This window comes from Pseudomonas sp. GW822-FHT06B12 (genome assembly GCF_058799675.1).
In genome coordinates, this window is sequence record NZ_JBXALR010000003.1 from 310,043 (window position 1) to 331,460 (window position 21,418).

The following is a 21,418-nucleotide window of genomic DNA, read 5'->3' on the forward strand; positions in this document are numbered from 1 at the left end:
GGCCGTGATCGACGCGTGGGAGCGGCAAACAGTTGCTGCATGTGAACCGCGCTCGCTATGCTGCTGACCCCTTTGATCGATCCCTCTTCGATCGATCAAGGCACTGGCCGTACCTGAGCCGCCTCCCGGAATGTTGTGTTGATAACGGATCAGATGCGATGAATGCACCGCTCGACTGCGGCCCGATCAAGGCCGTGATTTTCGATATGGATGGTTTGCTGCTCGATACCGAGGGTATTTACACCGAGGTCACGCAAATCATTGCCGAACGCTACGGCCGAACCTTCGACTGGAACATCAAGCAGAACATCATCGGCCGCGGTGCTGGCGATCTGGCGCGCTATGTCGTCGAGGCGCTGGACCTGCCGATCAGCGCCGAGGAGTTTCTGCTGATCCGCGAGCCTTTGATGCGTGAACGCTTTCCGCGTGCGCTGGCGATGCCGGGTGCACAGGAGCTGGTTCAGCATCTGAAAGCGAACAACATTCCGATTGCCGTGGGCACGAGTTCTTCGAGTCAGTCCTTCGGGCAAAAAACCACATTGCATGGCGATTGGTTTGCGCTGTTCGACACCATCGTGACTGCTGATGACCCTGAGGTGGGCGCGGCGAAACCAGCGCCGGATATCTTCCTCACCGCCGCGCGACGTTTGGGTGTAGCGCCGCAGGATTGCCTGGTGTTTGAAGACTCGCCGTTTGGCGTCACTGCGGCAAAAGCCGCGGGGATGACCGCGATTGCTGTGCCGGATGCGGCCATGGCTGATGAAAAGTATGCGCATGCCGACAGCATTCTTCGCACGTTAAAGGCCTTCCAGCCGCACGCGTACGGCTTGCCGGCACTCGAGCTGAGATAACGGGCAAACGCTGAACGACAAAACGCCGGGCAACCTGATCAAAGGTTACCCGGCGTTTTGTTTTTACGGTGCGAGGGCGGTGAATCAGGCGCCAAAACCACCGTCGATGCTAAGGCTGGCACCGGTGATGTAGCCGGCTTCCGGGCCGGCCAGGTAGGCGACGAAACTGGCGATCTCGGAGGCGGTGCCATAACGACCAACGGCCATCAGCGGGATCAGGCTCTCGGCGAACTCACCGTGGGCCGGGTTCATGTCGGTATCGACCGGGCCAGGCTGCACGTTATTGATGGTGATGCCTCGCGGGCCCAGGTCGCGGGACAGGCCTTTGGTCAGGCCGACCAGCGCCGCCTTGCTCATGGCGTAAGGGCCGCCACCGGCGAAGGGCATGCGGTCGGCGTTGGTGCTGCCGATGTTGATGATGCGACCGCCTTCGGTCATGTGTTTGGCGGCTTCTTGAGTTGCGATGAACACACTGCGTACGTTGATCGCGAGGGTTTGGTCGAAGTCTTCGAGTTTGAAATCTTCAAGCGGCGCAACGGCCAGCACACCTGCGTTGTTGACCAGAATATCCAACCGACCAAAGGTTTTGACGGTGGCGTTGACGGCGTTGCGAATGGCGACTGCATCAGCGCTGTCGGCCTTGATCGCCAGAGCTTTGCCGCCGGAAGCGGTGATGCTGTTCTGCAACTCTTCAGCCTTGGCGGCGGAGCTGACGTAAGTGAAGGCAACCGCTGCGCCTTCAGCGGCCAGGCGTTTGACGATGGCGGCGCCGATGCCGCGGGAGCCGCCCTGGATGAGCGCTACTTTACCGCTGAGATTTTGAGTGGTCATGTCGTTCTCCAAAAGTACAAGGCGGACTGCCTTGTTGTTGGAGCCGAGTATCGGCCTCGGATTACCCGCTGTGTAGACGGTAATTACTATAGTCTGTGTAAACCAAAAGTTTATAGTGGCGACCATGGAAACCTTCAGTAGTATCGAATGCTTCGTCCGCAGCGCCGAGGTTGGCAGCTTCGCCGAAGCCGCGCGGCGCCTGAGTCTGACTCCGGCAGCGGTGGGCAAAAGTGTCGCCAAGCTTGAGGCACGCCTGGGTGTGCGGCTGTTTCAGCGCAGCACGCGCAGCCTGACCTTGACCGAAGCCGGTCAGCTGTTTCTCGGTGAGGTCAGTGCCAGTCTGCACACCATTCAAAATGCCGTGGCCAATCTGGCCAGCGCCGAAGGACGTCCGGCCGGGACGCTGAAAGTCAGCATGGGCACGGTGTTTGGGCGGCTGTACATCGTGCCGCTGCTGGGCGAGTTTCTGCGGCGTTTTCCGGCGATCAACCCGGATTGGCATTTCGATAACCGCCAGGTCGATCTGATCGGCCAAGGCTTCGACGCGGCGATTGGTGGCGGCTTTGAACTGCCGCAAGGCGTGGTCGCGCGCAAGCTGACGCCGGCCCACCGAGTGCTGGTGGCATCCAGCGATTATCTGGCGCAACGCGAGGCGATTAGTGAGCCGGATGATTTAAGTGACTGCGACGGGATTCTGATTCGTTCACCGCAGACGGGTCGCGTGCGCTCCTGGCAACTGACCAGTCGTCGTCAGGAACACAGCCCGCTGAACCTCAAGGCGCGGATGACCATGAGTGACTCCGAAGCCGCTTGCGCCACCGCCGTGCAAGGCTTGGGGATTGCGCTGGTGAGCATGCCGTTCGCCGTCGGCTACCTGAATGCCGGTACGTTGCAGCGCGTGCTGCCGGACTGGTACGTCGATGATGGCAACATCTCGATCTACTACGCCGAACACAAGCTGCTGCCGGGCAAGACGCGGGCGTTCGTGGATTTCATCATCGAGCAATTCGCCGAGCAGCAATGGGCGCAGCGATTCAGCGCCGTCTGAGCAGGTCTCCTGGCCGAGTGCAGATCCTGTGGGAGCGAGCTTGCTCGCGATGACGGACTGACATTCAACATTGATGTTGATTGTTACACCGCTATCGCGAGCAAGCTCGCTCCCACAGGGGGATTTCGCAGGGCAGGGGATCAGGCTTTCTGGATGATGTTGCCCGCGTGCAAGCCGCACTCTTTCTGTGTGGCTTCTTCCCACCACCAGCGACCTTCGCGTTCGTGCTGGTTCGGCAGCACCGGGCGGGTGCACGGCTCGCAGCCAATGCTGATGAAGCCGCGCTCATGCAGGCTGTTGTACGGCAGCTCCAGCATGCGGATGTAGCCCCAGATCTCTTCGCTGGTCATTTGTGCCAGCGGGTTGAATTTGTACAGGGTGCGTTCCGGCGTCGAGAACGCGCTGTCGACTTCCAGTACGGCAACCTGGCTGCGGGTGCCCGGGCTCTGGTCGCGGCGCTGGCCGGTGGCCCAGGCGCTGACGGTGAACAGCTTGCGACGCAGCGGTTCGATCTTGCGGATGCCGCAGCATTCGCCATGGCCGTCCTTGTAGAAGCTGAACAGGCCTTTTTCCTTGACGAATGGTTCGAGCTTTGTATGGTCCGGCGAGACCAGTTCAATCTCGATCTTGTAGTGCTCGCGCACCTGATCGATGAAGCGATAGGTTTCCGGGTGCAGGCGTCCGGTGTCGAGGCTGAAGACTTTGACGTTTTTGTTGATCTTCCAGGCCATGTCCACCAGCACCACGTCTTCGGCGCCGCTGAAGGAGATCCAAAGATCATCCCCGAACTCGGCAAAAGCCAGTTTGAGAATGTCCTGGGCGGATTTGGTGGCATAGGTCGCGGCGAGTTCAGCGACGTCGAACGATGGGCTCATCAGGGCGGTTTCCTACAGGTCGGTGGCGCTAAGCGCTCTATATAGTGGCGATGGTAGCAAAAACCCGAGGCAACAGGGGCGCTCGTCTGCGTTGCGTCGGTCGGTACGACTCGCTAGAGTTCGGCAGTCCTTTTGCTCGCTCAACTCAATAATCAGTACAAATGGGAGTGTCTTGTGGAAATTGCCTGTCTCGATCTGGAAGGTGTCCTGGTCCCGGAAATCTGGATCGCCTTTGCCGAAAAAACCGGGATTGAATCCCTCAAGGCAACCACCCGGGATATTCCCGATTACGACGTGCTGATGCGGCAGCGCCTGCGCATCCTCGACGAGCACGGCCTGAAGCTGTCCGACATCCAGGAAGTGATCGCCACCCTGAAGCCGCTGGACGGTGCCATCGAGTTCGTCAACTGGCTGCGCGAGCGCTTCCAGGTGGTGATTCTTTCCGACACGTTCTACGAATTTTCCCAGCCGCTGATGCGTCAACTGGGCTTCCCGACCTTGCTCTGCCATCGTCTGATTACGGATGTCACGGGGCGGGTGACGGGCTACCAACTGCGTCAGAAAGATCCCAAGCGTCAGTCGGTATTGTCCTTCAAGAGCCTCTACTATCGGGTGATCGCGGCCGGTGATTCGTACAACGACACCAGCATGCTGGGCGAGGCGGACGCAGGGATCCTGTTCCACGCGCCAGACAACGTGATCCGCGAATTCCCGCAGTTTCCAGCGGTGCACAGCTTTGCCGAGTTGAAGCAGGAATTCCTCAAGGCCTCGAACCGCGAACTGAGTCTGTAAACACGCCCCCCTACGGGGGCAATACACTGGGTTACAGGTTTTGCAGGGTTTCCAGCAATACCTTCACCTTGGTGATGGACTCCTGATACTCGGCCTGCCAGTCCGAATCGGCGACGATCCCTCCACCCCCCCAGCAGCAGACCTGACCATCCTTGACCAGCAAGCTGCGGATGGCGATCGAGCTGTCCATCTCTCCGCGTACGTCCAGATACAGCAACGAACCACAGTACAAACCACGGCGGGTCGGTTCCAGTTCGTCGATGATCTGCATGGCACGGATCTTCGGCGCGCCGGTGATCGAGCCGCCGGGGAAGCTACCGGCGATCAGATCCAGGGCGTCTTTTTTGTCAGCCAATTCGCCGGTGACGCTGCTCACCAGGTGATGCACGTTCGGGTAGCTTTCCAGGCTGAACAACTCTGGCACGCGCACCGAGCCAATGCGGCAGGTGCGGCCGAGATCGTTACGCAACAGGTCGACGATCATCAGGTTTTCCGCGCGATCCTTGGGGCTGGCCAACAGTTCGGCGGCGTTGGCCGCGTCTTCGGCGGCGTTCTGTCCACGCGGGCGGGTGCCCTTGATCGGCCGGGTTTCCACATGGCCGTCGCTGACTTTGACGAAACGCTCCGGCGACAAGCTCAGTATTGCGCCGCCGTCGGGCAAGCTCTGGAAGCCGGAGAACGGTGTTGGGCAGGCTGCCCGCAACGCGCAATACGCGGCCCATGGATCGCCCTGACACTGTGCGCGGAAGCGTTGTGCAAAGTTGACCTGATAGCAGTCGCCGGCCTGAATGTACTGCTGGATACGCACGAACGCCTGCTGATAGTCGCTGGCACTGAGGTCGGGGCTCATGGCGCCGTTCAGGGCGAACGTCTCGGTGGACGCAATCGTGGGCTGGCTGAACAGTTCGATCAGACGCTGGCGCTCGGTTTCAATCAGGTGTGGATGAAACACCAACTGGCTGCTGCCGGTCAGGTGATCGCTGATCAATGCCCAGTCATACAGGCCGAAGCGCGCGTCGGGCAGTTGCAGGTCATCGTAAGCCTGAGAGGGCAGGGCTTCCAGGTGACGACCGAAATCGTAACTGAGGTAGCCGATCAAGCCGCCCGCGAACGGCAGCTCGTAGGGTTCTGGTATCGCTGCATCGCCGAGTCGGGCCAGCGTGTCGCGCAGGCGTTGCAGGAACGCGCTGCCACGTTCGTCAGGGGAAACGGCCAGCGTTGTCAGCGGCCAGGCGCTGAGCAGGTCATAACGCCCGCGCTCGGCACTCGGCCGGCCGCTGTCGAGCAGCACACTGCCCGGGGCATGACGAATCGCCGCGAAATACTCGGCGGGGTTGGCGCGATAGGGAAGCGGATATACGGAACAGGTCAACATGAGCGGGGCAGATCAGCCATCGAGGCGGGGTGGCGATTGTAGTCCTCTGCGGGAGTTGCTCCTAGAGGGGATGTCGGTGATTGGCAGGTTGGAGGCAGGGTTGAAGGCTTTGGTGGCTGTCAGGCCGCCATCGCGAGCAGGCTCGCTCCCACATTAGATATTCGGTGCGACACAGATCCAGTGTGGGAGCGAGCCTGCTCGCGATGGGCGCACCTCGGTCTCGAATCAGCCCTCAATCGGAGGAATATGCCCGAACATGTGCTGAACAAACTCCACCCGTTCTTGCGGCGTTTCGGTAATTCCTCTGGCCTTCAGTTCTTCCAGGCGAGCCTCGACGGCATGAGTACGCTGAGTCAACCCGCAGTCATTGGCAATCTGAATATTCAGCCCAGGCCGCGCGTTGAGTTCGAGAATCAGCGGGCCTTTCTCCTGGTCCAGCACCATGTCGACGCCAATGTAGCCCAGGCCACACAGCTCATAACAACTGGCGGCGAGCTTCATGAAACCGTCCCAGTAGGGCAGTTGCACGTCATCCACCGGGTTGGCGGTGTCCGGGTGTTTGGCGATGAATTTGTTCAGCCAGGTGCCGCGCAAGGTCAGGCCGGTGGCCAGGTCGACACCGACGCCGATAGCGCCCTGGTGCAGGTTGGCCTTGCCGTTGGACTGCCGGGTTGGCAAACGCAGCATGGCCATTACCGGGTAGCCCATCAGCACAATGATGCGGATGTCCGGCACGCCTTCAAAACTGATGCTTTGGAAAATCTGGTCGGGAATCACCCGATACTCGATCAGCGCACGGTCGCGGTGACCACCCAGGGAATACAGGCCGGTCAGAATGCTGGAAATCTGATGTTCGATTTCCTCATGGCTGATGATCTTTCCGGAAACTGTGCGGTACTGGCCTTCGAAGCGGTCGGCGATCACCAGGATGCCGTCACCGCCGGCACCCTGCGCCGGTTTGATCACGAAGTCGCTGTGGTTGCCGATGATCTCGCCGAGCTTGTCGATTTCCTTCTCGGTGGAGATCACCCCGTACATTTCCGGCACATGAATGCCGGCCTTGATCGCACGTTCCTTGGTGATGATCTTGTCATCGACAATCGGGTACAGGCTGCGCTTGTTGTACTTGAGTACGTAGTCCGCGTTGCGCCGATTGATGCCCATGATGCCCCGGGCTTCCAGGGCCTTCCAGGTCTTCCAGAAACCGAACATTACGACTCAGCCTTGACGAAGGCTTTGAAGCGCATGAGTTCGGTCAGGCGGTAGCCGCGATAACGACCCATGGCCAGCATGAAACCCACCAGGACCAACAGGATCGCCGGGAAGGTGAACACGAAGTAGATCAGTTCCGGAATGCTCATGATCAGGTGCCCCAGGGATGCTGCGAACAGCGTGCCGATCGCGACTTTCAGCGCATGGCCGGCGCCGCGTTCTTCCCAGGTGATCGACAGGCGTTCGATGGTCATGGTCAGAATCACCATCGGGAACAGTGCCACCGACATGCCGCGCTCCAGTCCCAGTTTGTGGCTGAACAGGCTGATGGCGGCAATCAGCACCACGACGAAGGTCAGTACTACCGACAGCCTCGGTAACATTTGCAGTTTCAGGTGTTCAAGGTAGGAGCGCAAGGACAGGCCCAGCGCCGTGATCACCGTAAACAGCGCGATACCGAAGCCCAGCTGGGTTTCCCGGAAGGCCAGGGCGATCAGTACCGGAGTAAAGGTGCCCAGGGTCTGCAAGCCGACCAGGTTGCGCAGGATCAGGATCACCAGCACGCCGATCGGGATCATCACCATGATCATGAAGGTTTGCTGGGTCTGTAGCGGCAGGCCATACAGCGAGTAATCGAGGAAGCTGGCGTCGGTGTTCTCGTCGGTCAGCTTGGCCAGGCGAATGGCGTTCATTTCGCTGTTGTTCAGGCTGAAGGTGACGTTGGCTTTCTTGCCGCCCTCGACGGTGATCAGGTTGTCATCGCCGGTCCACCACAGCAGGCGGTCGGTCGGCAGGCCTTGCTCACCGGTTTCCGGGTTGAAGTACAGCCAGTCGGTGCCATTGAAGCTGCGCAGCCAGAGTTCCGGGATTTGTGGCTGATCGGCTACCAGGCGGATGGTGTGGACCTTTTCCATCGGTACGTGGGCGATGGACAGCAGCAGTTCGATGATTTTCGCCTTGTGCGCGGGCGAAGGATCGCCTGCCAGGAGCATTTTGGCGTTGTCGTCGTTGGTGTTGTTGACCCGTTTGATCGCTTCGCTGATGAACGTTTCAACATCCGCAGAGTGCTGGCGAATCGGCGCGAGCAGGGCATCGGCGGCGATTTTTTCCGGGCCTTCGACGGCGATGCTGTCACGGAAGGTCGGGCCTTTGACTTTGGATTTTTCACCGGTGTAGCGCTTGGTCAGCACCAGGCGGTAGTAAAGCGTCTGGTTGCCCTTGGCCCGACGTGCCGACCAGGTGACTTTGCGGTTGCCGTCGACGCGGTTGACCGAAACGCCATAGTTGTTGGAGATGAAACTTTCATTGAGGCTGACGTAATCGCGGCTCAGCGGTGGCACGAACATCTGGATCTTGACCGGATCTTTGGCACTGGCGACGAACTCGACCTTGGCGTCGATGTTCCACAAGTCGTCGGTGGCGTCTTCGGTCACCGGAATGCCCAGCACGAAAATCTGATAGGCCGTAACGGAAATGCCCAGCACCATCAATATGGCGATCAGGATTTTCAGGTGGAGGGTAAGAGAGCGCATGGGTATTACTCTGCGGTATGTGCGTCGGTGGCGCAGGCAGGTTTGCCAGCAGCGTATTTAAGACTGGGGTCGACCAGCGCATCAAAGCGTTTCAAGGCTTCGGAGCCGATCAAGAGCGGGAATTGGAATGCACTACGGTCGGTCAGGTTCACTTCTATGCTGCGCAGCGCCGTGCCCATGCAGATATCCAGTTCGATCACCGGGCGAGCGGTGTACTGCTTGCCTTCCTCGGGATCGAAGTCGCCAGCACGGCGTTTGATTTTGCTCACGCGTGCCAAAGGGCGTTCGATCGGGTGCGAGTGGGCGGTGTCGATAGCCAGATAGAAGCGCACCCAGGATTCGCCATTGCGTTTGAAGCGCTTGATGTCGCGGGCACTGAGGGAGGCAGTTTTGGCCCCGGTGTCGAGTTTGGCCGCGACTTCCAGGTCGATCCCTGCCAGCTGCGCGTATTCGTTGAGGCCGTACACAGTCTTTTCGCCCGCGATAGCGAGACCTGGCAGGCAGAGTAGGCAGAACAACAGGGTGAAGGGCTTGAGTCTCATAGATCCTGGCGCGGTGCCGTCCGTTCTTCAGTTCAAGGCGACTGGCATTGCTGCACAAGCTCCTTCTCTTGCCTGCCATAAAAAGATGACAGACAAATGCGGGCGGCATTCTAGCACGGTGGTTTTATGGCGCCAGCCGCGGGGCTGTCCTTTACTTAGGTTTTACCAAAGGCGTTTATTAGACGATTGTCGACAATAGATCTATTTCCTTTGACTGATCGCCTGTTATTGGTTAGTTTTTGGCGCATTGACTTGCAAGGTGTCGACAATATGCTGGATCAACTCGATCCCCCAGTGATGGCGTCAGACGATTCGGAAACCCTTTCCGAAAATGTCTTCCGACGCATTCAGGCGGCCATCGTCAAAGGCGAGATCGCCCCGGGCAGCAAGATCTCCGAGCCTGAGCTGGCGCGCACCTACGGCATCAGCCGTGGGCCATTGCGTGAGGCGATCCATCGCCTGGAAGGTCAGCGCCTGCTGGTGCGCGTCCCGCATGTGGGGGCAAGGGTGGTGTCGCTGAGCCACGCCGAGTTGCTCGAACTCTATGAAATTCGCGAGTCCCTGGAAGGCATGGCCTGCCGCCTGGCTGCCGAGCGCATGACCAGCGAAGAAATCGATGAGCTACGCCGGGTGCTGGAAACCCACGAGCGCGATGCGGCGTTTCAGGCAGGTGTCGGCTATTACCAGCAGGAAGGCGATTTCGACTTTCACTACCGGATCATTCAGGGCAGTGGCAACCGCACGCTGACGCAAATGCTCTGCGGCGAGCTGTATCAACTGGTGCGCATGTACCGCATCCAGTTTTCCGCCACGCCCAATCGGCCGCGCCAGGCGTTCGCCGAGCACCACCGGATTCTCGACGCCATCGCCGACCGTGACGGTGAATTGGCCGAGTTGTTGATGCGTCGTCACATCGGCGCTTCAAAACGCAATATCGCCCGTCACTATCAGGACGGCGCCCATCAGACAGCCACTCCACGAGGTGAGTCATGAGTTCCAACAAGAGCACACCAGGCCAGCGTTTCCGCGATGCGGTTGCCAGCGAGCAACCTTTGCAAGTGGTCGGCGCGATCAACGCCAACCATGCGCTGCTGGCCAAGCGCGCCGGTTTCAAGGCTATCTATCTGTCCGGTGGCGGGGTCGCTGCCGGTTCTCTCGGTGTGCCGGATTTGGGCATTACCGGCCTCGATGATGTGCTGACCGACGTACGCCGGATCACCGACGTCTGCGATCTGCCGCTGTTGGTGGACGTGGACACCGGTTTTGGTTCCTCGGCGTTCAACGTTGCGCGCACCGTGAAGTCGATGATCAAGTTTGGCGCGGCGGCGATTCACATCGAAGACCAGGTCGGCGCCAAGCGCTGCGGTCACCGTCCGAACAAAGAGATCGTTTCCCAGCAGGAAATGGTCGATCGGATCAAAGCCGCTGTCGATGCGCGCACCGATGACAGCTTCGTGATCATGGCCCGCACCGACGCCCTGGCGGTGGAAGGTCTGGAGTCGGCACTGGATCGCGCCGCGGCGTGCATTGAAGCCGGCGCCGACATGGTGTTCCCGGAAGCCATCACCGAGCTTGAGATGTACAAGCTGTTCGCCAGCCGCGTCAAAGCGCCGATTCTGGCCAACATCACCGAGTTCGGCTCGACGCCGCTGTACACCGTCGAGCAACTGAGAGCCGCCGATGTGTCGCTGGTGCTGTACCCGCTGTCGGCCTTCCGTGCCATGAACAAAGCCGCGGAAAACGTCTACACCGCGATCCGCCGCGACGGTACGCAACAGAACGTCATCGACACCATGCAAACCCGCATGGAGCTTTACGATCGCATCGATTACCACACCTTCGAGCAGAAGCTCGATGCGTTGTTTGCTGCGAAGAAGTAAAGATCAAAAGATCGCAGCCTCGTTTCACTCGACAGCTCCTACAGATTCCCTGACAAATTCAAGATTGGAGACAGCAATGGCCGAAGCAAAAGTATTGAGTGGCGCCGGGCTGCGTGGCCAGGTGGCCGGGCAAACCGCATTGTCCACTGTGGGACAAGAAGGCGCAGGCCTGACCTATCGCGGCTATGACGTTCGCGAACTGGCGGCGCAAGCGCATTTCGAAGAAGTGGCGTACATGCTGCTTTACGGCGAGCTGCCGAACAAGGCGCAACTGGCCGCCTACATCAGCAAACTGAGCAAGCTGCGTGACCTGCCGCAAGCGCTCAAGGAAGTGCTCGAACGCATCCCGGCCGACGCCCATCCGATGGACGTGATGCGCACCGGTTGCTCGTTCCTCGGCAACCTTGAACCGGAGAAAGACTTCTCCGAGCAACACGATAAAACCGACCGGCTGCTGGCCGCGTTCCCGGCGATCATGTGCTACTGGTATCGCTTCAGCCACGACGGTAAACGCATCAACTGCGTGACCGATGAAGAGTCGATCGGCGGGCATTTCCTGCACCTGCTGCACGACAGGAAGCCGAGCGAGTTGCACGTCAAGGTGATGAACGTTTCGCTGATCCTTTACGCGGAACACGAGTTCAACGCGTCGACCTTCACCGCCCGCGTTTGCGCATCGACCTTGTCCGACCTGTTCTCCTGCGTTACTGCGGCCATCGGTTCCCTGCGCGGCCCGCTGCATGGTGGCGCCAACGAGGCAGCGATGGAAATGATTCAGCGCTTCGCATCGCCGGAGGAGGCAATCAAAGGCACCCTCGGCATGCTTGAGCGCAAAGACAAGATCATGGGCTTCGGTCACGCGATCTACAAAGACAACGACCCGCGTAATGAAGTGATCAAGGGCTGGTCGAAAAAGCTCGCTGACGAAGTCGGTGACACTGTGTTATTCCCTGTGTCCGAAGCCATCGACAAGACCATGTGGGAACAGAAGAAACTGTTCCCCAACGCCGACTTCTACCATGCCTCGGCGTACCACTTCATGGGCATTCCGACCAAGCTGTTCACGCCGATTTTCGTCTGCTCGCGCCTGACCGGCTGGGCGGCGCATGTGTTCGAACAGCGTGCCAACAACCGCATCATCCGCCCGAGCGCCGAGTACGTCGGCGTCGAACAGCGCAAGTTCGTGCCAATCGAACAACGCTGACCGGTGGGCACCGACGCTGGTTGCTGAATGAACCGAAAACCCTGTGGGAGTGAGCTTGCTCGCGATAGCGGTGGGTCAGTCGACATCAATGTTGGATGTGACTCAGTCATCGCGAGCAAGCTCGCTCCCACAGTAAACCGAGTTCACTTCAAACCGGTGCCAGGCGCGCCCCCTCTGAAACTACCGTGACCGAGTCCTGACGATGAACACAGAATTTCGCAAACCGCTGCCCGGCACCCATCTGGATTACTTCGACGTCCGTGCGGCAGTCGAGGCTATCCAGCCCGGCGCCTACGACACCCTGCCGTACACCTCCCGCGTGCTGGCGGAAAACCTGGTACGCCGTTGCGACCCGGCCACGCTCACCGAATCCCTGAAGCAGTTCATCGAGCGCAAGCGCGACCTCGACTTTCCGTGGTTCCCGGCGCGCGTGGTGTGCCACGATATTCTTGGCCAGACCGCCCTGGTTGACCTCGCCGGCCTGCGTGACGCCATCGCCCTGCAAGGCGGCGATCCTGCGCAGGTGAACCCGGTGGTGCCAACGCAACTGATCGTCGACCACTCCCTGGCCGTTGAGCGCGGTGGCTTCGATCCGGAGGCGTTCGAAAAGAACCGCGCCATCGAGGACCGTCGCAACGAAGACCGCTTCCACTTCATCAACTGGACCAAGAAGGCCTTCAAGAACGTCGACGTGATTCCGCCGGGCAATGGCATCATGCACCAGATCAACCTGGAGAAAATGTCTCCGGTGATTCAGGTGCGCGACGGCGTGGCGTTCCCGGATACCTGCGTCGGCACTGACAGCCACACGCCTCACGTCGATGCGCTGGGCGTGATCGCCATCGGTGTCGGCGGTCTGGAAGCCGAAAGCGTGATGCTCGGCCGCGCGTCCTGGATGCGCCTGCCAGAAAGCGTCGGCGTTGAACTGACCGGCAAGCTGCAACCGGGCATCACCGCCACCGATATGGTGCTGGCGCTGACCGAGTTCCTGCGTCAGCAAAAAGTCGTCGGCGCCTGGCTGGAATTCTTCGGCGAAGGCGCCTCGGCACTGACTCTCGGCGACCGCGCAACCATTTCCAACATGGCTCCGGAATACGGCGCCACCGCGGCGATGTTCTACATCGATCAGCAAACCATCGACTACCTGAAACTCACTGGCCGTGAAGACGAGCAGGTGCAGTTGGTCGAGAGCTACGCCAGGCAGACCGGTCTGTGGGCCGACAGCCTGAAGGGCGCGCAATACGAGCGCGGGTTGAGCTTCGATCTGTCTACGGTGGTGCGCAACATGGCGGGGCCGAGCAATCCCCACGCCCGTGTCGCCACCTCGGACCTCGCCGCTCAAGGCATCTCTGGCCAGTGGGACGATGTGCCCGGTCAGATGCCGGATGGTGCGGTGATCATTGCCGCCATCACCAGTTGCACCAACACCAGCAACCCGCGCAACGTCATCGCCGCCGGCCTGTTGGCACGCAACGCCAACAAGCTCGGGTTGACCCGCAAGCCATGGGTCAAATCGTCCCTCGCACCGGGTTCGAAAACCGTGGCGCTGTACCTGGATGAAGCCGGCCTGACCACTGAACTGGAACAGCTTGGTTTCGGCGTGGTGGCGTTCGCTTGCACCACCTGCAACGGTATGTCCGGTGCGCTGGACCCGGTGATCCAGCAAGAAATCATCGACCGTGACCTGTACGCCACCGCCGTGTTGTCGGGTAACCGCAACTTCGACGGTCGGATTCACCCGTACGCCAAGCAGGCGTTCCTCGCGTCGCCGCCGCTGGTGGTGGCGTACGCCATTGCCGGGACCATTCGTTTCGACATCGAAAAAGACGTGTTGGGCCTGACGGCCGACGGCAAGGACATCCGCCTGAAGGACATCTGGCCGAGTGATGAAGAGATCGACGCGGTGGTCAAGGCGTCGGTCAAGCCGGAGCAGTTCCGTCAGGTTTACATTCCGATGTTCGCCATCCACGAAGACACCGGCCCGAAAGTCAAACCGCTGTACGACTGGCGCGAGATGAGCACCTACATCCGCCGTCCGCCGTACTGGGAAGGCGCGCTGGCCGGGGCCCGTCCGCTCAAGGGTATGCGCCCGCTGGCAGTGCTGCCGGACAACATCACCACCGATCACCTGTCGCCGTCCAACGCCATCATGCTCGACAGCGCCGCCGGCGAATACCTGGCGAAAATGGGCCTGCCGGAAGAGGACTTCAACTCTTACGCGACGCACCGCGGTGACCACTTGACCGCACAACGCGCGACCTTCGCCAACCCGAAACTGTTCAACGAAATGGTTCAGGAAAGCGGCAAGGTCAAGCAGGGTTCGCTGGCGCGTGTCGAGCCGGAAGGCCAGGTCATGCGCATGTGGGAAGCCATCGAAACCTATATGGAGCGCAAGCAGCCGCTGATCATCATCGCAGGTCAAGACTACGGTCAGGGTTCGTCCCGCGACTGGGCCGCCAAGGGTGTGCGACTGGCCGGGGTCGAGGCTATTGCAGCCGAAGGTTTCGAACGCATCCACCGTACCAACCTGGTGGGCATGGGCGTGTTGCCGCTGGAGTTCAAGCCGGGTACTGATCGCAAGACCCTGGGCATTGACGGTACTGAGACCTTCGACGTGATCGGCGAGCGCACTCCGCGCGCCACACTGACGCTGGTCATCACCCGCAAGAACGGTGAACAGGTGTCGGTGCCGGTCACTTGCCGTCTCGATACTGCTGAAGAAGTCTCGATCTATGAAGCTGGTGGCGTGTTACAGCGTTTCGCCCAGGACTTCCTTGAATCGGCTGTTGCCGTCTAACGCGACTTGCCGGGGCGGGGCTTCGAGTCCTGCTCCGGCACATAAGGAACACCATGGCTCACGTACCTCAAATCAAGATCCCCGCCACCTACATGCGGGGCGGCACCAGCAAAGGCGTGTTCTTCAGCTTGCAGGATTTGCCTGAATCGGCACAGGTTCCGGGCCCGTCCCGCGATGCGTTGCTGTTGCGTGTGATCGGCAGCCCTGACCCGTACGAAAAGCAAATCGACGGCATGGGCGCGGCGACCTCGAGCACCAGCAAAACGGTGATCGTGTCCAAGAGCATCAAGGCCGATCACGATGTCGATTACCTGTTCGGTCAGGTCTCCATCGACAAGCCTTTTGTCGATTGGAGCGGCAACTGCGGCAACCTCTCGGCGGCGGTCGGTTCGTTCGCCATCAGCAGCGGTCTGGTAGAGGCCAGTCGCATCCCGCACAACGGTGTGACGGTGGTGCGCATCTGGCAGGCCAATATCGGCAAGACCATCATCGCCCACGTGCCGATTACCAACGGCGCGGTGCAGGAAACCGGTGATTTCGAACTCGATGGCGTGACCTTTCCGGCCGCGGAAGTGCAGCTTGAATTCATGAACCCGGCGGCCGAAGAGGAGGGCGCCGGTGGTTCGATGTTCCCGACCGGCAACCTGGTCGATGACCTGGAAGTGCCAGGCGTTGGCACCCTCAAGGTGACGATGATCAATGCTGGTATCCCGACCATTTTCCTCAACGCGGACGCCATCGGTTACACCGGCACCGAGTTGCAGGGCGACATCAACGGCGACCCGAAAGCGCTGGCGATGTTCGAGACCATCCGGGCGTACGGTGCGCTGCGTATGGGGTTGATTTCGAACCTCGACGACGCCGCCAAGCGTCAGCACACCCCCAAGGTTGCGTTCGTCGCACGGCCTGCCGATTACCTCGCCTCCAGTGGTAAGCCGGTGGCCGCGGGTGATGTCGACCTGCTGGTCCGGGCGCTGTCCATGGGCAAGCTGCACCACGCGATGATGGGCACCGCTGCCGTCGCCATCGGCACCGCTGCGGCGATTGACGGCACGCTGGTCAACCTCGCTGCCGGTGGTATTCCACGCAACGCCGTGCGTTTCGGGCATCCGTCGGGCACCTTGCGTGTCGGCGCCGAAGCTCATCTGGTCGACGGCGAATGGACCGTGACCAAAGCCATCATGAGCCGCAGTGCGCGGGTGTTGATGGAAGGCTGGGTGCGCGTGCCGGGTGACGCTTTCTGAGGTAATACAAACCTCACGTGAACCCTGTGGGAGCGAGCTTGCTCGCGATGAGGCCATAACATTCAGTATCTATGTTGGCTGTCACACCGCCATCGCGAGCAAGCTCGCTCCCACAATTGACCGTTTTTCAACAATAAGAATGATGTAACCGACTGAGATTGCCCCTGAACCGAGGTCCCATCTACGAACCACTGCCAGAGTGAATCGAACATGAGCGCCAACGTCGACCTGAACAACCGTCCCGACTACGACAAGGTCCTGCAGGACATTGCCGACTACGTCCTGAACTTCAAGATAGAGTCCAAAGAGGCGTTGGACACCGCCCGCAATTGCCTGATGGACACCCTCGGCTGCGGCCTGCTGGCCCTGCGTTTTCCCGAATGCACCAAACACCTGGGTCCCATCGTCGAAGGCACGGTCGTACCCTTCGGCGCACGTGTTCCCGGCACCCGCTTGCGCCTCGATCCGGTCAAAGCTGCGTGGGACATTGGCTGCATCGTCCGTTGGCTCGACTACAACGACACCTGGCTGGCCGCCGAGTGGGGGCATCCGTCCGACAACCTCGGCGGGATCCTCGCGGTTGCCGATCACCTGTCGCAGAAACGCGTGGCCAATGGCGATGCACCGCTGACCGTGCGAGCGGTGCTGGACGCGATGATCATGGCCCACGAGATTCAGGGCGTGATTGCCCTGGAAAACTCTTTCAATCGGGTCGGTCTGGACCATGTCCTGCTGGTCAAAGTCGCCTCGACGGCCGTTACCGCGAAACTGATGGGCGCCAATCGCGAGCAACTGTTGGCGGCGCTGTCCCACGCTTTTGTCGACGGCCAGGCACTGCGCACTTACCGTCACGCGCCGAACGCCGGTTCGCGCAAGTCCTGGGCGGCGGGTGATGCATCCAGTCGTGGCGTGCGGCTGGCGGACATCGCCATGCGTGGCGAGATGGGCATTCCGGGCGTATTGACAGCGCCGCAATGGGGTTTCTACGACGTGCTGTTCAGCCACACGAACAAGGATCTGGCGCTCAAGCCTGAAGATAAACGCACCTTCAGTCTCTCGCAGAAGTACGGCACCTACGTGATGGAAAACGTGCTGTTCAAGATCAGCTTCCCGGCCGAGTTCCACGCGCAGACCGCCTGCGAGGCAGCGGTGACCCTGCACCCGCAGGTGAGCAATCGTCTGCATGAAATCGACAAGATCGTCATCACCACCCACGAGTCGGCGATTCGCATCATTTCCAAGGTCGGCCAACTGGCCAACGCCGCAGACCGCGACCACTGCATCCAGTACATGACGGCGGTACCGCTGGCCTTCGGCAATCTGCTGGCTGAACAGTACGAAGACGAGTTTCACGCGGCGCACCCGATCATCGATGTGCTGCGCGAGAAGATGGTCATCGTCGAAGACCCGCGCTACACCCGCGAGTATCTGGAGGCCGACAAGCGCTCCATCGCCAACGCCCTGCAAGTGTTCTTCAAGGACGGCTCAAGCACCGAACAAGTGGTGGTCGAATACCCGATTGGTCATCGTCGTCGCCGCGCCGATGGCATTCCCTTGCTGGAGGACAAATTCAAGGCCAATCTGGCAACCCGATTCACTGCGCAACGCTCGGCGCAGATATTTGCCCTGTGCAAGGATCAGGCAAAACTTGAGGCAACTCCGGTTAACCGTTTTGTCGATTTGTGGGTGATCTAGCCAGACCGCGTAATCGTTCATCGCGAGCAGGCTCGCTCCCACATTGTTTCTTCGTCGTACACAATACCGTGTTCACTGAAGATCAACTGTGGGAGCGAGCCTGCTCGCGATGGCGGTAGATCAGGCGCTGAAAACCTACTTGAAGCGCCGCTCAACCCCCTTCTCCACCAGAATCTTCGCCGAAATCTCTTCCACGGAAAAATGCGTGGAGTTGATGTGCGCGATGTTCTCGCGGCGGAACAGGTTCTCGACTTCGCGCACTTCGAACTCGCACTGGGCGTAGCTCGAGTAGCGGCTATTGGGCTTGCGTTCGTTGCGGATCGCGGTGAGGCGGTCCGGATCGATGGTCAGGCCAAACAGCTTGTGCTTGTGGGCACGCAATGCCGTTGGCAGTTGCAGGCGCTCCATGTCGTCTTCGGTCAGCGGGTAGTTTGCCGCGCGAATCCCGAATTGCATGGCCATGTACAGGCAGGTCGGGGTTTTGCCGCAGCGCGACACGCCGACCAGGATCAGGTCTGCGCTGTCGTAATAGTGCGTACGGGCGCCGTCGTCGTTGTCGAGGGCGAAGTTCACCGCCTCGATACGCTCCATGTAATTGGAGTTGTGGCCAATGGAATGGGATTTGCCGACCGAGTACGACGAGTGTTCGCTCAACTCCTGCTCGAGCGGCGCGAGGAAGGTCGAGAAAATGTCGATCATGAAACCATTGGAGGTCGCGAGGATCTCACGAATATCCTGGTTGACGATCGTGTCGAAGATGATTGGACGAAATCCGTCCTTTTCGGCGGCCATGTTGATTTGTTGTACCATGGCCCGCGCTTTGTCCACGTTGTCGATGTACGGTCGTATGACTTTGCTGAAGGTAATGTTTTCGAACTGCGCCAACAGGCTTTGACCCAGGGTTTCGGCTGTAATGCCCGTGCCATCGGAGATAAAGAAAGCAGATCGTTTCATTTGCGCCTTGGGCCTTAAGCTGGTGACGATTCTTGGATATGATAGGCGCGGTTTGTCGGCCTGGATTGGCCCGCATTCTCACTTATTTTCCAGGTCCAGGCCATATCGCTGGCAAATGCTCCTGATGAGCCGCCAGCGCCCTGAGCTTTTCCAACACAGTTAGTGGAGAGATCACCTTGGTAGAGTACGTAGTTTCCCTCGATAAGCTCGGCGTCCATGATGTAGAGCATGTGGGGGGCAAGAACGCATCCCTGGGCGAGATGATCAGTAATCTTGCGGGGGCCGGTGTATCGGTCCCGGGTGGCTTTGCCACGACGGCTCAGGCTTATCGTGATTTTCTCGAATTAAGTGGTTTGAACGACCAGATCCACGCAGCCCTCGATGCGCTGGACGTAGACGACGTGAACGCCCTGGCGAAAACCGGTGCGCAAATTCGTCAATGGATCATGGAAGCCGAATTCCCGGAGAAGCTCAACGCCGAAATCCGCACCGCGTTCGCCACACTGTCGGCCGGTAACCCGGACATGGCCGTGGCCGTGCGCTCCTCGGCGACCGCCGAAGACTTGCCGGACGCTTCCTTCGCCGGCCAGCAGGAAACCTTCCTGAACATCCGTGGCGTCGAAAACGTCATTCGCGCCGCCAAGGAAGTGTTTGCTTCCCTCTTCAACGACCGCGCCATTTCCTACCGCGTGCATCAGGGCTTCGACCATAAACTGGTTGCCCTGTCGGCTGGCGTGCAGCGCATGGTCCGTTCGGAAACCGGCACTGCCGGCGTAATGTTTACCCTCGATACCGAATCCGGCTTCCGTGACGTGGTGTTTATCACCGGCGCCTACGGCCTGGGCGAAACCGTCGTACAAGGCGCGGTGAACCCGGATGAGTTCTACGTCCACAAAGGCACGCTGGCAGCAGGTCGTCCGGCTATCCTGCGCCGCAACCTGGGCAGCAAAGCCATCAAGATGATCTACGGCGACGAAGCCAAGGCCGGTCGTTCGGTCAAGACTGTCGATGTCGACAAGGCCGAGCGCGCGCGTTTCTGCCTGAGCGATGCTGAAGTCAGCGAACTGGCCAAACAGGCGATGATCATCGAGAAGCACTACAAGTGCCCGATGGACATCGAATGGGCCAAAGACGGCGACGACGGCAAGCTGTACATCGTTCAGGCTCGCCCTGAAACCGTGAAGAGCCGCACCCAGGCCAACGTCATGGAACGTTACCTGTTGAAAGAAACCGGCACCGTGCTGGTTGAAGGTCGCGCCATTGGCCAGCGCATCGGCGCCGGTAAAGTGCGCATCATCAAAGACGTTTCCGAGATGGACAAAGTCCAGCCGGGCGACGTTCTGGTTTCCGACATGACCGACCCGGACTGGGAACCGGTCATGAAGCGCGCCAGCGCCATCGTCACCAACCGTGGCGGCCGTACCTGCCACGCGGCGATTATCGCCCGCGAGCTGGGCATTCCGGCCGTCGTCGGTTGCGGTAACGCCACCCAACTGTTGAAAGACGGGCAGGGCGTGACGGTTTCCTGCGCTGAAGGCGACACTGGTTTCATCTTCGAAGGCGAGTTGGGCTTCGACATCAAGAAAAATTCCGTCGACGCCATGCCGGAACTGCCGTTCAAAATCATGATGAACGTCGGTAACCCGGATCGCGCTTTCGATTTCGCGCAGTTGCCGAACGCCGGTGTGGGCCTGGCCCGTCTGGAGTTCATCATCAACCGCATGATCGGTGTGCATCCTAAAGCACTGCTGAACTACGACGGTCTGCCGTCGGAAATCAAGGAAAGCGTCGACAAGCGCATCGCCGGTTACAACGATCCGGTTGGTTTCTACGTCGAGAAACTGGTCGAGGGCATCAGCACCCTGGCCGCCGCGTTCTGGCCGAAAAAGGTCATCGTGCGTCTGTCGGACTTCAAGTCCAACGAATACGCCAACCTGATCGGCGGCAAGCTCTACGAGCCGGAAGAAGAAAACCCGATGCTGGGCTTCCGTGGCGCTTCGCGTTATATCAGCGAGTCGTTCCGTGATTGCTTCGAACTCGAATGCCGCGCGCTGAAACGCGTGCGCAACGATATGGGCCTGACCAACGTCGAAATCATGGTGCCGTTCGTCCGTACTCTGGGCGAAGCCAGCCAGGTCGTGGACCTGTTGGCCGAGAACGGCCTGGCGCGTGGCGAAAACGGTCTGCGCGTCATCATGATGTGTGAACTGCCGTCCAACGCGATCCTCGCTGAAGAGTTCCTCGAGTTCTTCGACGGTTTCTCCATCGGCTCCAACGACCTGACCCAGCTGACTCTGGGCCTGGACCGTGACTCAGGGATCATCGCGCACCTGTTCGACGAGCGTAATCCGGCGGTCAAGAAATTGCTGTCCAACGCGATTCAGGCCTGTAACAAGGCTGGCAAATACATCGGTATTTGCGGTCAGGGTCCTTCCGATCACCCGGACCTGGCCAAGTGGCTGATGGAGCAGGGTATCGAAAGCGTTTCGTTGAACCCGGATTCCGTACTGGAAACCTGGTTCTTCCTGGCTGAAGGTCAGGCTGCGGTCTGATGTGTTGAGTGAAGGGGCTGATTGATGATCGGCT

Annotated in this window: 17 protein-coding genes; 10 read left to right on the plus strand and 7 right to left on the minus strand. The window is 59.8% G+C overall.

Features of this window, described 5'->3' with window-relative positions; genetic code table 11:
* The first annotated feature begins 158 nt into the window (after nucleotides 1–158).
* Nucleotides 159–851 (plus strand): HAD-IA family hydrolase, encoded by a 693-nt coding sequence (locus tag AC1RKH_RS08960; RefSeq protein ID WP_493061866.1) that lies wholly within the window; start codon nucleotides 159–161, stop codon nucleotides 849–851.
* Between the two features lie 84 nt (nucleotides 852–935).
* Here the strand turns inward: AC1RKH_RS08960 and AC1RKH_RS08965 are convergent, their stop codons facing one another.
* On the minus strand, nucleotides 936–1,682 hold the full coding sequence (locus tag AC1RKH_RS08965) for a 3-oxoacyl-ACP reductase family protein (protein WP_493061469.1): 747 nt from the start codon (nucleotides 1,680–1,682) through the stop codon (nucleotides 936–938).
* Between the two features lie 124 nt (nucleotides 1,683–1,806).
* Here AC1RKH_RS08965 and AC1RKH_RS08970 point away from each other — a divergent pair, with 124 nt between their 5' ends.
* Nucleotides 1,807–2,730, plus strand: a complete 924-nt coding sequence (locus AC1RKH_RS08970; RefSeq protein WP_493061470.1) for a LysR family transcriptional regulator — start codon at nucleotides 1,807–1,809, stop codon at nucleotides 2,728–2,730.
* 140 nt (nucleotides 2,731–2,870) lie between these two features.
* On the opposite strand, the gene AC1RKH_RS08975 is transcribed toward AC1RKH_RS08970, so the two are convergent.
* Complete coding sequence (locus tag AC1RKH_RS08975) at nucleotides 2,871–3,605, minus strand: phosphoadenylyl-sulfate reductase (RefSeq protein ID WP_493061471.1); 735 nt, start codon at nucleotides 3,603–3,605, stop codon at nucleotides 2,871–2,873.
* A 174-nt stretch (nucleotides 3,606–3,779) separates the two neighbouring features.
* Between AC1RKH_RS08975 and thrH the strand changes: the two genes are divergently transcribed.
* The gene (gene thrH, locus AC1RKH_RS08980; protein WP_493061472.1) at nucleotides 3,780–4,397 is read left to right on the plus strand and encodes a bifunctional phosphoserine phosphatase/homoserine phosphotransferase ThrH; all 618 of its coding nucleotides are present in this window, start codon (nucleotides 3,780–3,782) and stop codon (nucleotides 4,395–4,397) included.
* Between the two features lie 31 nt (nucleotides 4,398–4,428).
* Here the strand turns inward: thrH and pabB are convergent, their stop codons facing one another.
* From pabB to rloA, 4 genes are all read right to left on the minus strand, one after another.
* Complete coding sequence (gene pabB, locus AC1RKH_RS08985; protein ID WP_493061473.1) at nucleotides 4,429–5,772, minus strand: aminodeoxychorismate synthase component I; 1,344 nt, start codon at nucleotides 5,770–5,772, stop codon at nucleotides 4,429–4,431.
* Nucleotides 5,773–5,997: 225 nt separating this feature from the next.
* Entirely contained in the window at nucleotides 5,998–6,984 is a 987-nt protein-coding gene (locus AC1RKH_RS08990; RefSeq protein ID WP_493061474.1) for an alpha-L-glutamate ligase-like protein, read from the minus strand.
* Nucleotides 6,984–8,516 (minus strand): osmotic stress tolerance membrane protein RloB, encoded by a 1,533-nt coding sequence (gene rloB, locus AC1RKH_RS08995; protein ID WP_493061475.1) that lies wholly within the window; start codon nucleotides 8,514–8,516, stop codon nucleotides 6,984–6,986. The genes AC1RKH_RS08990 and rloB overlap by 1 nt, the downstream gene beginning before the upstream one ends.
* A 5-nt stretch (nucleotides 8,517–8,521) precedes the next feature.
* Complete coding sequence (gene rloA, locus AC1RKH_RS09000; RefSeq protein ID WP_493061476.1) at nucleotides 8,522–9,058, minus strand: retropepsin-like aspartic peptidase RloA; 537 nt, start codon at nucleotides 9,056–9,058, stop codon at nucleotides 8,522–8,524.
* A 270-nt stretch (nucleotides 9,059–9,328) separates the two neighbouring features.
* Here rloA and AC1RKH_RS09005 point away from each other — a divergent pair, with 270 nt between their 5' ends.
* From AC1RKH_RS09005 to prpD, 6 genes are all read left to right on the plus strand, one after another.
* Complete coding sequence (locus AC1RKH_RS09005; protein WP_123425615.1) at nucleotides 9,329–10,051, plus strand: GntR family transcriptional regulator; 723 nt, start codon at nucleotides 9,329–9,331, stop codon at nucleotides 10,049–10,051.
* Nucleotides 10,048–10,938 (plus strand): methylisocitrate lyase, encoded by an 891-nt coding sequence (gene prpB / locus AC1RKH_RS09010; protein ID WP_123425616.1) that lies wholly within the window; start codon nucleotides 10,048–10,050, stop codon nucleotides 10,936–10,938. Before AC1RKH_RS09005 ends, prpB begins: the two co-directional genes overlap by 4 nt.
* A gap of 76 nt (nucleotides 10,939–11,014) precedes the next feature.
* The gene (prpC, locus tag AC1RKH_RS09015) at nucleotides 11,015–12,142 is read left to right on the plus strand and encodes a bifunctional 2-methylcitrate synthase/citrate synthase (RefSeq protein ID WP_493061477.1); all 1,128 of its coding nucleotides are present in this window, start codon (nucleotides 11,015–11,017) and stop codon (nucleotides 12,140–12,142) included.
* Nucleotides 12,143–12,344: 202 nt separating this feature from the next.
* Nucleotides 12,345–14,939 (plus strand): Fe/S-dependent 2-methylisocitrate dehydratase AcnD, encoded by a 2,595-nt coding sequence (gene acnD / locus AC1RKH_RS09020; protein WP_493061478.1) that lies wholly within the window; start codon nucleotides 12,345–12,347, stop codon nucleotides 14,937–14,939.
* A 53-nt stretch (nucleotides 14,940–14,992) separates the two neighbouring features.
* The gene (gene prpF, locus AC1RKH_RS09025) at nucleotides 14,993–16,183 is read left to right on the plus strand and encodes a 2-methylaconitate cis-trans isomerase PrpF (protein ID WP_493061479.1); all 1,191 of its coding nucleotides are present in this window, start codon (nucleotides 14,993–14,995) and stop codon (nucleotides 16,181–16,183) included.
* Between the two features lie 210 nt (nucleotides 16,184–16,393).
* The gene (gene prpD, locus AC1RKH_RS09030; RefSeq protein WP_493061480.1) at nucleotides 16,394–17,878 is read left to right on the plus strand and encodes a 2-methylcitrate dehydratase; all 1,485 of its coding nucleotides are present in this window, start codon (nucleotides 16,394–16,396) and stop codon (nucleotides 17,876–17,878) included.
* Nucleotides 17,879–18,013: 135 nt separating this feature from the next.
* Here prpD and ppsR read toward each other — a convergent pair whose 3' ends face one another.
* Nucleotides 18,014–18,832, minus strand: coding sequence for a posphoenolpyruvate synthetase regulatory kinase/phosphorylase PpsR (ppsR, locus tag AC1RKH_RS09035; RefSeq protein ID WP_493061481.1), 819 nt, complete (start codon nucleotides 18,830–18,832; stop codon nucleotides 18,014–18,016).
* A gap of 176 nt (nucleotides 18,833–19,008) precedes the next feature.
* Here ppsR and ppsA point away from each other — a divergent pair, with 176 nt between their 5' ends.
* Entirely contained in the window at nucleotides 19,009–21,384 is a 2,376-nt protein-coding gene (gene ppsA, locus AC1RKH_RS09040) for a phosphoenolpyruvate synthase (protein WP_493061482.1), read from the plus strand.
* The last annotated feature ends 34 nt before the right edge of the window (nucleotides 21,385–21,418 follow it).